Raw genomic sequence first — 14,256 nt, 5'->3', positions numbered from 1 at the left:
ATCAAAAACTAGGCTACTTATCCCCTAGAAAATATAGGGAATTAGCAGCCTAGAACATAGTGTTTTTATTAAGTTCTCATTATAAGGGTTCAGAGCCTAATTTACTTAAGGTTTTTTGTATATTACTGGCAGTAATTTGAGCCGACTCCAGCGGGAAGAGCACTCGCCGCAGACTATAGTCTAAAGCAGTGCCCGCGGAAAGCGTGCACAAAAAACTGCTGACAAAGACAGTCTTTGTCAGCAGCTTCTTATTTTATTATCAGAAAACAGACCTTAAATATTAGTTCGTCTAAAGTTTTTTTCTATAGATTGGCAGAATTGCTCATGTCTAAATTCATATATTAATCAATACGTTGCAGTAGCTTTGAAGGTACTTGTTGTTGCGAGACTTCTTTATAACTTTGAACTCTATCTAATTTTACTTCTACTTTTAAATAATGATTAATTTTTAATTTATCTGAAAAAGCATTAAATGTAATCATTTTGCGATGACCATTTTTATCTACTGCCTGCTGTTTATACTTATAAACATTGTGTGAATTATCCTGTTTATCAACCTTTGTTGGTTCTTGCGTTTTAATATAATAATTTTCACTTTGTATTAATGGATTAAACTTTGCCAAGTCTGCAACTGCTGAATTATCAGTATGTTGCTCTGCGTAAACCTTCCAAAGAAGCAAAGCACTCCAAACTATTACGATAAAAATAAATATACCTATGATTGATTTGATTAATCGTTTCACATAATACCTCCTAACGTTGTTACTTTCAGTATAAGGAGCTACATGATAAATTTCGACAATATGAAGTGACATTTCAAATGACAATCTTGTCATACGATTTATTTGAAAAGTAAACACTCGCGATTATTCATTAAATGCATTTGCTTATTTCGAAAAGTTCTAATATAATACAAAACGTAATAATTACGATTTAGAAAGGTTTTGATGTTATGGGCAAAATTCCAGTTACGGTATTAAGTGGGTATTTAGGGTCAGGTAAGACCACGTTACTCAATCACATTTTACAAAATCGAGAGGGTAGACGTATAGCGGTAATTGTTAATGATATGAGTGAAGTAAATATTGATAAAGACTTGGTAGCAGATGGGGGTGGTTTGTCACGAACTGATGAAAAATTGGTAGAACTATCCAATGGTTGTATTTGTTGTACATTGCGTGATGATTTGTTGCAAGAAGTACAACAGCTTGTACATAAAGGAAATATTGATCAAATAGTCATTGAATCTACAGGTATCTCCGAGCCTGTGCCAGTAGCGCAGACATTTACCTATATGGATGACGCTTTAGGTATTGATTTAAGTGCGATTTGTACGCTAGATACCATGGTTACGGTCGTCGATGCCAATCGCTTTGTTAATGATATTAACTCAGAAGATTTATTAATTGATCGTAACCAAGGGACAGATGATACAGATGAACGTTCTATTGCAGACTTATTAATTGACCAAGTAGAATTTTGTGATGTACTTATTTTAAATAAAACAGATTTGGTTCACGAAGCGGATTTAACACATTTAGAAAGTATATTGCGACAACTACAACCAACAGCGAAAGTGATTCGTACGGTTAATGCTGAAGTTGATTTGTCTGAGGTATTAAATACACAATTATTTGATTTTGATCAAGCGAGCCAATCAGCAGGTTGGATTCAAGAGTTAACTGAAGGCGGACATAGTACACATACGCCAGAGACTGAAGAATATGGTATTACTTCCTTAGTTTATGATAGACGATTACCATTCCATGCAGAACGTTTTCACGCATGGTTAGAGCAATTACCACAAAATATCGTACGTACGAAAGGCATTGTATGGTTAGCGCAATATAACCAAGTGGCATGTTTGTTATCTCAAGCGGGCTCATCATGTAATATAAGTCCGGTAACATATTGGGTAGCGAGTATGTCACCGGAGGCACAGCGAGACATATTAGCAGACAGACCGGACGTTGTTGAAAATTGGGACGTTGAATACGGAGATCGTCATACACAGTTTGTCATCATAGGTACAAATCTACAACAGGATGAACTTATTCAACAATTAGGTGATTGCTTATTGAAACACGATGAAATAGACGGGGCTTGGGATGCATTGCCTGAACCATATCAGTGGCAATTGGCACCAGCACAATAATATGCAATTATAAAAGTTGTAAATGGTGCATTATTTTAATTTATAGATATTACATCGTGTGAAATCTACTGTTTTGGAAAATTTTAAAGTGGGAAGAGATAGGATAACTGTTGTAAAAACGAGCCATGTTGACACGCGGCTAACGAATTGAACACAGTAATAGCGAAAGCATAAAACAAGGTGATATGATGGAATTAGTTGCAGGTATCATAGCAATCATAATGATTGGTGTTGTCTTTGGCGTAGATGTATTTTTCAGTATCATTGGTGTTCAAGCATTGCGTAAGTGTAGAGATAAAAGTATGGTAGACGTATTAGGTCATATGCATCAAATAGCAGATAAGCGCATGCCTCAATTTGGAACAGTTGGCATATTTTCTATTGTGGCTGCAGTGATATTTAATGGTGGGCTCCGCGTAGGAAATTTAGAATATGTGATAGCATTTTTACTAATGTTAGGTTATATCTTTATATATAATTTTAAATCTAAACCGATTCATAAAGTTATCACCACTGCAGCAGAAGCACATAAAGTACCTTCTAATTTACGAACAATACAAACGCATTGGGATCGTATTATTATAGGTAGAGCAATATTATTAACTATCGTGATGATTCTTTTGTGTATAGGCATTATGTGACTAGTTATCCACTAAAATGTTTCATACGAAACATTTTAAAAAAGAAGCCCCATTCATTACATGAGTGTAATGAATGGGGCTTCTGTTATATCAATAGAGTCTCTCAACTTAAAACATTAAGATTTTTTAGGTTGTTTGATCATGAGTGTTAAGGCAAATCCAATAAATAATAAAATAGTAGTAAAGATAAAGGCGGCATCGACACCTAAAACTGTAGAATGTTGCATTATATCTATTTTACTTTGGTCTGCATGTGCAACAGCATAATTTTTACGTACAATAGATAAAATAGTAATCATCACAGCAGTGCCGATTGCTCCTGCTATAATACGTAGCGAATTCATGATAGCTGTTCCATGAGAAATATTTTCTGGTTGTAGCGCATTTATACCAATTGTATTCAAAGGCATAATGATGAGTGCTACAGCAAACATTCTCACCGCGTAAATAACTACGATATACCAATAAGGAGTTTCTGTAGTTAAGAAACAATGTAAAATTGTCATAATGATGAGTAAGATAAAGCCTGGGATAGCTAAGATTTTCAAACCATATTTATCGTAAATTTTACCGGTGTAAACAGACATAAAAGCATTGACGACGGCTCCTGGTAAAATAACTATGCCTGATAAAATTGCCGATAAACCTAAACCTGATTGAATATACATTGGGATTAATAAGGCAGGGCCTACAATACCAATAAATAGAATCATTGAACTAAAAGCTGATAACGAAAATGTTCTATTGGCAAAAACTTTCATATTTAATAATGGATTATCGAGTTTAATTTGACGTAGAACAAATATAGCTACAATGATTAAACCAATAATTAAGGATAGTATGACGATGGGTGAGCCAAAGCCAAGATTACCTGCGCTACTAAAGCCATAGAGCATTAACCCAAAACCTAAAGTAGAATAAACGACGGAAGTTTTGTCTAGTTCAGTGTGTTTTGTAGTGTTATTGCTCTCTACATAGATTGTTCCAACAATAAAGGCAATAATAGCAATCGCTGCTACCACGATAAATGGCGCACGCCAACTAAACGTATCGATTAAAAAGCCGGTTAAAGTAGGTCCAATAGCCGGTGCTGATTGCGCTACAATACCTGTAAGACCCATGGCAAAGCCACGTTTTTCCGGTGGAAAGAGCGTAAAAACAGTAAATTGCATGAGTGGTAATAAGATACCGGCTCCGACTGCTTGTATGATACGTGCAATCATGAGCAAGGTAAAACTAGGAGAAAGTGCGGCGACAATAGAGCCGACTAAAAAAGCACTCATGGCAAAAATATAAAGCGGTCTAGTATGGAATCGATCCATGAGGAAGGCAGTTAGTGGAATCATAATACCATTCACTAACATGAAACCAGTAATCAACCATTGTGCAGTAGTTTCTGTGATTTGTAATCCTGTAATAATGGCTGGTAAAGCTGTATTTAGTAAAGTTTGGTTTAGCATGGCCACAAAGGCACTACTTAACATTACTAAAATTATGGTATTTCTCTTTTTATTAGATAGTATACTATCCGACATGACACATTACCTCTTTTCTAAAACATCACAGTTGTCAATTTTAACTGTTTTTAGTTAGCAAAGCAAACCATTATTTTTAAAAAAATAATGTTAAAATTATTAGAATTTTTTAAAATGGTATCAAACTGTAACTAAAGGACTATAAAACAACAAAAAATTATACCCTTGAATGCTTACAAAGGTATAATATATGGTGTTAATTGTCTGTTGATAGCGCAGTATTGATGGCATGGGCATAGCTATACATTTCACTATTATAATTTAACGCATTCATTCTTGAGATTTTAGAAATATCATTGTTACTAAATAGAGATTGTCTCATTGCTGTAGTTAATTCGAGTTGAACACCTTCTCCACGCTTATTTTTATTGACTATATTATTATCAGAATTACCGGAAAGGTGATTAGGTGATTCTTGGACTTCAAAACCTGCGTTGCTAAGCTCGTCTTCAACTCTCGAGATCAATGATTGGTCTTTGCCTCCTATATATGTAACGGGCTCAGTACCCAAAGCTCCGTGTATAGTGACAGAGCGGTTAGCAGTGGATTGCATATGTTGAATAATAGGTTCATCATAATTTGTAGATGTGACATGTAATTCTCCATTATTTGTTGGACGCACACCTTGAAATGAATAATAGTTATAGCCCCCATTGCTCGCGATTAGACTTGCGAGTTGTGAAGTAGCAGGTTCGATACCGCCTCCATGTATAGCAGCAATTAATACATCGCTACCCCGATCCGTAGTCGTGATTTGCCAGTCGCTACCTTCAGTTGTGTTTTCCATGAGTTCACTCATAGAACTAAAGGCATCATCTGCTTTAGCGGTATTGTATGGCAAGATGCTAGTAAGTAGTACAGAAAGAATGCTTATGACGATAAATTTATGTATTAAGAACTTTGGCTTAAGTGAAAAAAATGACATGCTGTGCGTCCCCCATCATTAGTTTGTCTAAAGCTTATCATAATCATATATAAATAATAAAATATTTATATAAGTTAATAAAATAAATTATTAAATATGAATATGATGTTAATGGTGGGTTAAATTTTGGGTGACAATTTTAATTATGTTAAAGTCAGCAGTGGCTTGTGGTTAGCATGTTGATGTTATGTAATACAAGTTAAGTTTAATTAAGAAGTGTGAACCTATAGCAAAACGGGGATAGATACAACGATAAGTTAAAAGGAGGTTTAATTATGATTAATATCATTTCAGCCATTGGTTCAATTGGGACATTTGTTATGGCATTATTTTATTTTGTTTCTGTGTCTATCCAATTGTATCAAATGAAAATAAGTTTTATTCCAGCATTAGGATTTAACCAAATACTCATTTCGCGAAATGATGGTAGATTAAAAGTTAGAAATATAGAGGATCATAACGAGTTAGAAAATGTAGACTATATCAAACTTTATAATTTAGGTGGCGGAGCTGCCAAAAATATTGAAATAGAAATCTTTATTGGAGAGAACGATGTACTTCAACGTAAACATGTTAGTATGTTGCCAAGTAAAGAAGGTTATTTATTACCGATAAATAATGATGTTTTTAAAGAAATCGATCGTACTTTGAAAAATAATGGCTACGAATCAGATTTACATGTCAAAATAACATATAAACATAATGTTAGTAGAAAACAACAAGAAATCTATCTTAATGCTAAAATAGATAATTTTAATTCATTCGATGACAAGGCCGTTTATGAGTTACAATTTATCAGTAATGAATGACATGTTGGTTGATAATTATGTTGGTGAGTGAGATGACTCATCAACATTTTTACGACTTAAATAAGATGTAATCTAGAGTTATTGATATTTGTTATAATAATAGTGAAATTAAAAGCGTGGAGTGACATAAATGATTAAAGTAAAAGAACCTAATCCAATATATTTAGAGTATGAAGGCGCATCACACGCTGTATTGTTATTACACTCATTCACTGGGACGGTACGTGATGTTAAACTATTAGCTACTAAATTACATAAAGCAGGTTACACTTGCTACGTCCCATCATATAAAGGACATGGAAAAATGCTCGAGGATTTAATGGCTTATACTATAGCCGATTGGTGGCAAGATGCCCAAGATGGTTATGAGCTGTTACAAGACAAAGGTTATGATAAGATCACAGTGTTAGGTGTGTCTTTGGGAGGATTGCTATCCCTTAAACTGAGTGAAACCAAGTCAGTGCATAGTGTCGTTGCGATGTCAGTACCGTATAAAAAGGACGATGCTGGCTTAGCAATGCGTTTAGAAGCATATGGTCGACGTATGGGTGATATTTTAGGCTTAGACCAAACCGAAATAGAACGTCAAGTAGCTGATATACGCTCATACGAAGCGGGATTTGAAATGTTTAAAAATGTTGTAGATAACATTATGCTACAGTTGCCAAGTATCCAAGCACCTATAGTTATTAAATATGGTCAACAAGATGAACCAGCTTATGCTAAAAGCGCACATTATATTTATGAGCATATTGCACATCAACATAAGTCAGTCAAAGGTTATGAAGAGGGTGAGCATTTAATAACGCATGGTAAAGCTCGAGAAGCGGTAGAACAAGATATCATTCGCTTTTTAGCTGAATTACAATAAATAACATCAAACCCTACTNNAGTAGGGTTTGATGTTATTTACGCCAAAAAGTCGTGCAGTCTGCCTTGTCATCAATATTAAATTGAATCATGTCTCGCAGTAAAGCATAATCGATATCTTGTGTCCATTTAATACGGAATAAATTTTGTGTTTGGCTATAGCCTGCTTCAGTAATACGCTCAACAAAAGGTGATAGCCCTTGAGCTTCCGGCGTAACAGAAAAATGTTGTTTTGCCACACTAAAACCAATAATAAAAGTACCATGATCTGTAAACATTGGTTGGTTCCATTTGATTGTCGTTTCAAGTTGTGGGAATGTCTCTGCCACCCATGTGAATAATTCAGCAACTTTTGTTCGGTGAGTTTCATTTTCGATAGTTTGTAAAAAAGGATTGAACATTTGCATAACATTCTCCTCCAGTATATATGTCTTACTTATCTAAGGATATTATATAGTAACCAGTAACGTATGACTAGTACAGAGACATCAGCTGTGCAATTAAGCATAATAATAAAATAAGCGATGGTGCCTTTAGGGCAGCCATCGCTATAAATTGAACGTTAATTTTGGTGAGTTTCCGGTTTTGCGTTATTACTTAGGAAATAATCAATAACGAGGCCAACGATTGTTAACACAATAAATGGTATAAGCCATGCTAATTGGATATTTGCTAATGGTAATAAATGATAGAGACTATTGAGTATATTTAATAAGTCATAATCGACAGCTATTTGTAGTACTGAAATGATTAAAGTCACAATGGTTGGAATTATAAAAGTATATTGCATATCAAATTTAATGAAAATACTAAGTAACGAAATCAGTACTAATACGATTGATGTAGGATAAATAAATGTTAACAATGGCACAGCAAATTGTAAGATTAGATTTAAGCCAAGTGTCGACACTAAAAAACCTAAAAGTGAAAAAATCAGTACAAACGATTTATATGAAATCTTTGGAAGTTTTTCCATTGCAAATGCGGCACAGGCATTAACTAAACCAATGCAAGTCGTTAGACAAGCCAAGATGACAATGATACCAAAGATTAAGTTACCAAAAGTGCCAAAAACACGTAATGAGTTAAAAGTTAGTATATCAGTACCATTTTTGAAACCAGGATGTGTGGTAGAAGCGCCGAGATAAGCTAATGAAAAGTAAATAATTACTAATAATAGCGCTGAGATTAACCCGGCTTTAATGACACTTTTGACTAATGTTTTATGATCATTCACACCATTTAATTTAAACATTTGCACAATAACTACCGAAAAGGCGAGTGCAGCTACTAAATCCATTGTGAAATAGCCTTCGAGTATACCTGAGACTATTGGTGTTGATGTGTATTCTCCTCCCGGTTGTTGGACGGAACCTTCAGGGTTAATAAAGACTAACACACATAATAGTGCGATTATAAATATCAGAATGGGTGTTAAATATTTGCCTAAATTATCAATTATACGGCTTGGATAAAGTGCAATGATATACACAATGAAAAAGAAAACAATAGAAAATGCTATAAGTGTCCACTGATTATGTACGGGTAGTAAGTTTTTTGTGCCAATTTCATAAGCTACGTTAGCCGCTCGAGGAATACCATAAAGTGCACCGATTGATAAATAAATGCATATCGCAAAGATTAACCCGAAAATGGGGTGCACTTTATTTCCAATACTCTCTACACCGCCATTTTTATAAGCTACGACAATAACTGTTAAATAAGGCATTAAAATACCAGTTATTGCAAATCCGGCCATCGCTATCCACATGTTACTTTGAGCAGTATATCCGAGCATCGGCGGGAAAATTAAATTACCTGCCCCAAAAAAGAATGAGAATAGCATGAAACCAGATATTAATATTAATTTGTTCATTTCAATTACCTCAATTATTAGAAAAATCAAACTATTTTGATAAAGATAAATCTTGCACAAAACGCATATCAATATACCATAATTTTAGGGTAAATACAATGAAATTTCTGACAATTATATTGAGCTAAAAGCCAATCTATAGGTTTATTTTTATTATAAAAATATATAAATAATAACTTCTTTAGATTCTATTGTGTTGGATTTTGAAAAATGGTATAGTAGATTCTATGTTTATTGAACGCTTTAACGTAATGAAGTTATATATAAAGGATGTTGGAAATGACTAAACAATCGCAATGGAAGACATCGACTGGTTTTATTTTAGCAAGTGCTGGCTCCGCTATTGGACTAGGAGCTATGTGGAAATTTCCATATATGGCAGGGGTAAACGGGGGCGGCGCCTTCCTATTAATGTTCTTAATCTTTACCTTACTTGTGGGTTTACCGTTACTAATTATGGAATTTACAGTCGGTAAAATGGGACAAACGTATACCACTAAAATTTACGAAAAACTAACAGGAAAAAAATGGATAAATATTATCGGTTGGAATGGTAATTTAGCAGTGTTTATCTTATTTGGCTTTTATAGTGTAATAGGTGGTTGGATTATTATTTATATTGGTAATGTGATATATCACATTGTAACATTACAAAGTAATCAAATTGGCAACTTACAATTCGATGCGTTAATAGGTAATCCATGGCTAACAATAGTTGGACAAGGGATATTTATACTCTTAACGATGGTGATTGTTATGTTAGGGGTAGAAAAAGGTTTGGAGAAAGCATCAAAATTTATGATGCCTTTACTCTTTATCTTCTTAATATTAATTGTGGTGAAATCATTGTCACTTGATGGTGCGATGAGTGGGCTACGTTATATTTTAGAACCGCGTGTACAAGATATTACGGTAGAAGGGGTCTTGCTAGCATTAGGGCAATCGTTTTTTACATTATCTCTAGGGACAACGGGTATGATTACTTATGCTAGTTATGCATCGAAAGAAATGACAATCAAAACATCAGCACTTTCTATTGTAGCTATGAATATTTTAGTGTCTATTTTAGCAGGTTTAGCAATCTTTCCAGCTATATCAGCTTTCGGTTACCAACCGACGGAAGGACCAGGGCTGTTATTTATAGTCTTACCCAAAGTATTTGAACAAATGTCCTTTGGATCAGGGTTTTATTTAATATTTTTAATACTATTTTTATTTGCAGCACTCACTTCTTCTATTTCGCTATTAGAATTGAATGTCTCAAATTTCACTAAAAATGATAATACTAAGCGTAAACGTGTAGCAGTGATAGGTAGTATACTTGTTTTTGTTATAAGCATACCTGCTACGTTATCATTTAGTAGTTTGAGTAACATTCGGTTTGCTGCAGGGACGATTTTTGATAATATGGATTTCTTAGTATCTAATATCCTAATGCCCATTGGCGCTTTAGGGACGACGTTAGTAGTTGGTCAATTATTGGATAAAGAAGCGTTACGTGAATATTTTGGACGCGATAAGTTTAAATTGTTTAGTCCATGGTATTATTTAATTAAATTCATTTTACCTATCGTCATTATCTTGATTTTTATTGTGCAATTTTTATAATGGCACATTAAAGTAACGAGGCTGGGATAGCAATAGATTGCTATCCCGTTTCATATACTGTCGACAAAGTTATACACTTTGTTGGCAGTTTTTTTGTGCACGCTTTCTGCGGGCACAGCCTCAGCCAGTATTCTTCGGCGAGTGCAATTTCAGCAGGAGTCGGCCCAAAGTACTGCCAATATTAAATGAAAATCTTAAACGAACTGTCATGTAAGGTTTATTTACGTTCTAAAACAAAAGTGTGATACATCATTGATTCGTCCCACACCATAGATTGTCGATAAATTACTCGACATTGTTGGAAGATTTTGTGCACGTGTTCCACTTTATCAATGCTAGTCATCCTTGCCGGGTTGGGAGGCTAAAGTTTTTAAATAATACTTGATTGCTGACTACTCCCTATTATCGACAATGAGTGTAACTATCAAAGTGTATTCGGCGATAAAAAACAAACTAGCTATGGTGAGTGACAGACCGCAATATTCATGATAAATTTTTTACAAGCTAACGATAGAGGTAAAAATTAGGGGTGAACATTATGCAATTAGAAAACTATTCTACAAAATATCAGGTGCAGATACAGCAATATGAGTTAACAGAAACACAATTACAATTTACGGACTACCCTAGTAATAATATTCAACAGGCTAGTGACAGGCATCATCCGATAGTATGCTTCAATCAAGAACGAGATTTAGTCTGCTATTTCGCCTTACAAGAACATCACGAATTTGAATCTTATTCAACACACAGTTCGACCTTATTGTTACGTTGCTTTTCTACTGATACTCGCTTTTTACATCAAGGATATGCAACCGTAGCTTTGCAACATTTGCCCGCTTTTATTACCGAATATTATCCACATATTACTAGCGTTGTCTTAGGTGTAAATATGGATAATATAACTGCACAAGCGCTTTATGCAAAATGCAAGTTTGAAGATACTGGCGAACGTGTACCGTGGCGTAAAGGGACATTAATGATTATGGAATTAGCGCTTGAAAATTAACAATAAACTAATAGTTGCATCAAACGTTTATGTTAAATAAGCGTTTGTTTTTATATGTATTGAAGGACTGTAATTGTTTAAGCAAAACGATTGATTCACTAACGTTTACGGTGCACTATTAAATTAAATGATATTGAAGAGGGTGACTTAAGATGACTGATTTTTCACAGTTAGAGGACTATATAAATGCGGATCTCGGGACATATAGTGAAGTGAATTTGACTACGTTGAACCATCTTATTCAGCAGTATGTATTACACGTACCGTTTGAAAATATTAATGTGCAAAACAATCAACCTATTGCATTAGATGATGAAAGTATGTTGTACAAAATTATTGTCGAACAACGTGGGGGATTTTGTTATGAGCAAAATCGTTTGTTTCGTAATTTTTTAGCTGCAAAAGGGTTTAGTGTCAAAATGGTAGCAGCAACAATTCATACAGGTGATGGGTGGGCTATGGAAGGTTCACATATGTCACTTATCGTTACTTTGCCAGAGGGAGATTTTGTGGCAGATGTGGGTTACGCAGATGTACCACAACAAGCTTTACCATTATCACAATCAAAAATTGTCGAAGATGTTAATGGTTACTTTAAAATTGAATGGGTAGACCAGATGAATTATCGGTTTTTGAAATATAACGGTAGTGCATGGGTGATACAGTATCAAGCTGCGACTGAATCTCAAACGCTTGCTGATTTTGCTGCGGGTATTGAATTTAATCAATATGATGCGCAATCTATTTTTGTACGAGAATTAATTATTAGTAAGGCAGTAGCAGATGGGCGTGTCACAATGTCTAAACGCAATGTTACGATATCTAAAGGTGAGCATAAGAAAAAAATAGCAATTGATCGTACGAATTACCGAGCGATGCTAGCACATTATTTTGGGATTGAAAATATTGAAATTAAAACTTTCGACCAGCAATAATTCAAGGCATGTAAAGAAGATATTAAGATTTAACGTAATGACGTTCGCTGATACATGATACTATGAAAATATAGTAGCGAACAATTGAATTGTATAGTTTTAATTAAATTTTAAAATGCTTTGTAATCATAATGTCATCAAAAAAATATATTAATTAACAATTAGGACGTGTATAATATGAAAAGAAATGAATTCTAAGTTTTTACAGTATTAGGGAGGCTTATCAAAAGTGCAAAAGAAAATCATTGCGACGGTCATTGGAAGTAGTGCTGTGGCAGCAGTAGCCGCAACACATGCAGAAGGGGCAACGACGTATAAAGTGCAGAGTGGAGATTCACTTTGGTCGATTGCGAATAAATATAATATGTCAGTTTCAAAATTAAAATCACTCAATAACATAACATCTAACGTTATTTTCCCAAATCAAGTATTAACGGTATCAGGGACAACAAGTTCGTCTAGTTCGACAACAACGAGCTCAAGTACTACATATTATACAGTGAAATCTGGAGATTCACTATCTTCAATTGCAGCTAAGTACGGAACAACTTACCAAAAAATTATGGAGCTTAATGGATTGTCTGATTATTTCATATATCCAGGCCAGCGTTTGAAAGTATCTGGTAGTTCAAGTACTTCTAGTGGTTCTACATCATCAGGTACGAGTTACAAGACGCCAGTGTTTAATCACTCTAATTTATATGATTGGGGTCAGTGTACATGGCATGTATTCAATCGTCGAGCTCAAATTGGTAAAGGCATTAGTACGTATTGGTGGAATGCTAATAATTGGGATAATGCTGCACCACAAGATGGTTATACAGTAGATCGTAAACCTACAGTCGGCTCTATTTTACAAACTGATGCAGGGTATTATGGTCATGTTGCATTTGTAGAACGTGTGAATAGTGACGGCAGTGTCTATGTTTCGGAAATGAACTATAGTGCAGCACCAGGTGTTAAAACATTTAGAACGGTGCCTGCTTCACAAGTAGCAAATCATAAATTTATACATTAAATAAAAAATAGCGTAAACGTAGAGTGTGACTCTAATGTTTACGCTATTTTTTTATTTCATTGATTTTAATCGCTTCACCGTAGTGACCAATGTACTTGCTAAGGTAAAAGTAGAAAATAATTTTACAAATTTTCGTGGTGATTTTAATGCAGTATAAAAATCTAAAATAGCACCAGTTGTTGAAATGGCCATGCTCGCATAAAGCAGTTTTTTGTTGTTAGAGCGATATGCATACCAATTAAATCCTTCTATCGCAACTCCAGTAAAATTAATGAAATTAGAGACGCGATGTAGTTTTGTTTTTTTAGCCATGATGTTACCTCCATTTATCTGTCGTTGGTGATACTTGTTTATAGTTATGTTGTATGTCTTATTTGATTGCAAGTTGAGCTATTCGCTCAATACTGCAATATGATAACATAACAATACTAACGAATGAAAATATTGTAATTGGAAATAACTAGAAGGTGTGATACGACATGATTACCTGTGTATGTTTAGTAGTGGAAACAGAGTCTGAATTATTACTTGTACAAGCTAGAAATAGAGCTAAATATTATTTCCCGGGTGGTAAAATTGATGATAATGAAACGTTGACCGCTGCACTCGTAAGAGAACTTGAAGAAGAATTAGGTTTAACTGTAGCGGAACATGAGTTGTATTATCGTAATATTGTTGTTGGTGAGGCCTATCCTCAACCCAATACATTGACTAAGCTGATTTGCTTTAGTACAACCCAAGACATCAATTGGCAGAACATCGAACCTGCAAGTGAAATTACTGATGTACAGTGGATAAAAAAAGATGATGTGACACGTATAGCACCAGCTGTACTAACTTGGTTGCAATCAGAAGATAATGAAAAGAGGAAGTAA

The 14,256-nt window shown here is 34.5% G+C and carries 15 protein-coding genes; 9 read left to right on the top strand and 6 right to left on the bottom strand.

Annotated elements, in window-relative coordinates:
• Nucleotides 1-341: 341 nt before the first annotated feature.
• Nucleotides 342-743: a YxeA family protein gene (locus JVU85_RS09980; RefSeq protein ID WP_204172403.1), complete on the bottom strand. Its 402-nt coding sequence runs from the start codon at nt 741-743 to the stop codon at nt 342-344.
• Between the two features lie 209 nt (nt 744-952).
• Here JVU85_RS09980 and JVU85_RS09975 point away from each other — a divergent pair, with 209 nt between their 5' ends.
• Nucleotides 953-2,155, top strand: a complete 1,203-nt coding sequence (locus tag JVU85_RS09975) for a GTP-binding protein (protein WP_204172401.1) — start codon at nt 953-955, stop codon at nt 2,153-2,155.
• Between the two features lie 185 nt (nt 2,156-2,340).
• Nucleotides 2,341-2,796: a hypothetical protein gene (locus JVU85_RS09970; RefSeq protein WP_204172399.1), complete on the top strand. Its 456-nt coding sequence runs from the start codon at nt 2,341-2,343 to the stop codon at nt 2,794-2,796.
• 116 nt (nt 2,797-2,912) lie between these two features.
• Here the strand turns inward: JVU85_RS09970 and JVU85_RS09965 are convergent, their stop codons facing one another.
• Both JVU85_RS09965 and JVU85_RS09960 read right to left on the bottom strand, forming a co-directional pair.
• Entirely contained in the window at nt 2,913-4,331 is a 1,419-nt protein-coding gene (locus tag JVU85_RS09965) for an MDR family MFS transporter (RefSeq protein ID WP_204172396.1), read from the bottom strand.
• A gap of 196 nt (nt 4,332-4,527) precedes the next feature.
• Entirely contained in the window at nt 4,528-5,256 is a 729-nt protein-coding gene (locus JVU85_RS09960; RefSeq protein WP_193325418.1) for a poly-gamma-glutamate hydrolase family protein, read from the bottom strand.
• A 275-nt stretch (nt 5,257-5,531) separates the two neighbouring features.
• On the opposite strand from JVU85_RS09960, the gene JVU85_RS09955 reads away from it, so the two are divergent.
• Complete coding sequence (locus JVU85_RS09955; protein ID WP_107373794.1) at nt 5,532-6,065, top strand: hypothetical protein; 534 nt, start codon at nt 5,532-5,534, stop codon at nt 6,063-6,065.
• A 130-nt stretch (nt 6,066-6,195) separates the two neighbouring features.
• A complete protein-coding gene (locus JVU85_RS09950) occupies nt 6,196-6,936 on the top strand; it encodes an alpha/beta hydrolase (RefSeq protein ID WP_107399503.1) in 741 nt (246 codons plus the stop codon).
• 34 nt (nt 6,937-6,970) lie between these two features.
• Here the strand turns inward: JVU85_RS09950 and JVU85_RS09945 are convergent, their stop codons facing one another.
• The gene (locus JVU85_RS09945) at nt 6,971-7,342 is read right to left on the bottom strand and encodes an iron chaperone (protein ID WP_002509931.1); all 372 of its coding nucleotides are present in this window, start codon (nt 7,340-7,342) and stop codon (nt 6,971-6,973) included.
• A gap of 155 nt (nt 7,343-7,497) precedes the next feature.
• Nucleotides 7,498-8,811: a branched-chain amino acid transport system II carrier protein gene (gene brnQ, locus JVU85_RS09940; RefSeq protein WP_002509932.1), complete on the bottom strand. Its 1,314-nt coding sequence runs from the start codon at nt 8,809-8,811 to the stop codon at nt 7,498-7,500.
• 279 nt (nt 8,812-9,090) lie between these two features.
• Between brnQ and JVU85_RS09935 the strand changes: the two genes are divergently transcribed.
• The 4 genes from JVU85_RS09935 (at nt 9,091) to JVU85_RS09920 (ending at nt 13,381) form a co-directional block, all read left to right on the top strand.
• Nucleotides 9,091-10,419 (top strand): sodium-dependent transporter, encoded by a 1,329-nt coding sequence (locus JVU85_RS09935; RefSeq protein ID WP_107373790.1) that lies wholly within the window; start codon nt 9,091-9,093, stop codon nt 10,417-10,419.
• Between the two features lie 538 nt (nt 10,420-10,957).
• The gene (locus JVU85_RS09930) at nt 10,958-11,428 is read left to right on the top strand and encodes a GNAT family N-acetyltransferase (protein ID WP_204172394.1); all 471 of its coding nucleotides are present in this window, start codon (nt 10,958-10,960) and stop codon (nt 11,426-11,428) included.
• 152 nt (nt 11,429-11,580) lie between these two features.
• Nucleotides 11,581-12,363: an arylamine N-acetyltransferase family protein gene (locus JVU85_RS09925; protein WP_204172390.1), complete on the top strand. Its 783-nt coding sequence runs from the start codon at nt 11,581-11,583 to the stop codon at nt 12,361-12,363.
• 229 nt (nt 12,364-12,592) lie between these two features.
• Nucleotides 12,593-13,381 carry a LysM peptidoglycan-binding domain-containing protein gene (locus tag JVU85_RS09920; protein ID WP_204172388.1) on the top strand — a complete coding sequence of 263 codons (789 nt, stop codon included), beginning with the start codon at nt 12,593-12,595 and terminating at the stop codon, nt 13,379-13,381.
• A 51-nt stretch (nt 13,382-13,432) separates the two neighbouring features.
• Here the strand turns inward: JVU85_RS09920 and JVU85_RS09915 are convergent, their stop codons facing one another.
• Nucleotides 13,433-13,693, bottom strand: coding sequence for a hypothetical protein (locus tag JVU85_RS09915; RefSeq protein ID WP_021459301.1), 261 nt, complete (start codon nt 13,691-13,693; stop codon nt 13,433-13,435).
• Between the two features lie 167 nt (nt 13,694-13,860).
• Between JVU85_RS09915 and JVU85_RS09910 the strand changes: the two genes are divergently transcribed.
• Nucleotides 13,861-14,256, top strand: coding sequence for an NUDIX hydrolase (locus tag JVU85_RS09910; RefSeq protein ID WP_021459300.1), 396 nt, complete (start codon nt 13,861-13,863; stop codon nt 14,254-14,256).

Source organism: Staphylococcus sp. GDY8P72P, assembly GCF_016890655.1.
GTDB lineage: Bacteria > Bacillota > Bacilli > Staphylococcales > Staphylococcaceae > Staphylococcus > Staphylococcus arlettae.
This window is presented reverse-complemented; position numbering and strand designations above follow the sequence as displayed.

Excerpts from the sequence above, each read along its gene's own strand:
- JVU85_RS09975 (WP_204172401.1), top strand. The coding sequence starts at position 953 with ATGGGCAAAATTCCAGTTACGGTATTAAGTGGGTATTTAGGGTCAGGT.
- JVU85_RS09970 (WP_204172399.1), top strand. The coding sequence starts at position 2,341 with ATGATGGAATTAGTTGCAGGTATCATAGCAATCATAATGATTGGTGTT.
- JVU85_RS09965 (WP_204172396.1), bottom strand. The coding sequence starts at position 4,331 with ATGTCGGATAGTATACTATCTAATAAAAAGAGAAATACCATAATTTTA.
- JVU85_RS09960 (WP_193325418.1), bottom strand. The coding sequence starts at position 5,256 with ATGTCATTTTTTTCACTTAAGCCAAAGTTCTTAATACATAAATTTATC.
- JVU85_RS09955 (WP_107373794.1), top strand. The coding sequence starts at position 5,532 with ATGATTAATATCATTTCAGCCATTGGTTCAATTGGGACATTTGTTATG.
- JVU85_RS09950 (WP_107399503.1), top strand. The coding sequence starts at position 6,196 with ATGATTAAAGTAAAAGAACCTAATCCAATATATTTAGAGTATGAAGGC.
- JVU85_RS09945 (WP_002509931.1), bottom strand. The coding sequence starts at position 7,342 with ATGCAAATGTTCAATCCTTTTTTACAAACTATCGAAAATGAAACTCAC.
- brnQ (WP_002509932.1), bottom strand. The coding sequence starts at position 8,811 with ATGAACAAATTAATATTAATATCTGGTTTCATGCTATTCTCATTCTTT.
- JVU85_RS09935 (WP_107373790.1), top strand. The coding sequence starts at position 9,091 with ATGACTAAACAATCGCAATGGAAGACATCGACTGGTTTTATTTTAGCA.
- JVU85_RS09930 (WP_204172394.1), top strand. The coding sequence starts at position 10,958 with ATGCAATTAGAAAACTATTCTACAAAATATCAGGTGCAGATACAGCAA.
- JVU85_RS09925 (WP_204172390.1), top strand. The coding sequence starts at position 11,581 with ATGACTGATTTTTCACAGTTAGAGGACTATATAAATGCGGATCTCGGG.
- JVU85_RS09915 (WP_021459301.1), bottom strand. The coding sequence starts at position 13,693 with ATGGCTAAAAAAACAAAACTACATCGCGTCTCTAATTTCATTAATTTT.
- JVU85_RS09910 (WP_021459300.1), top strand. The coding sequence starts at position 13,861 with ATGATTACCTGTGTATGTTTAGTAGTGGAAACAGAGTCTGAATTATTA.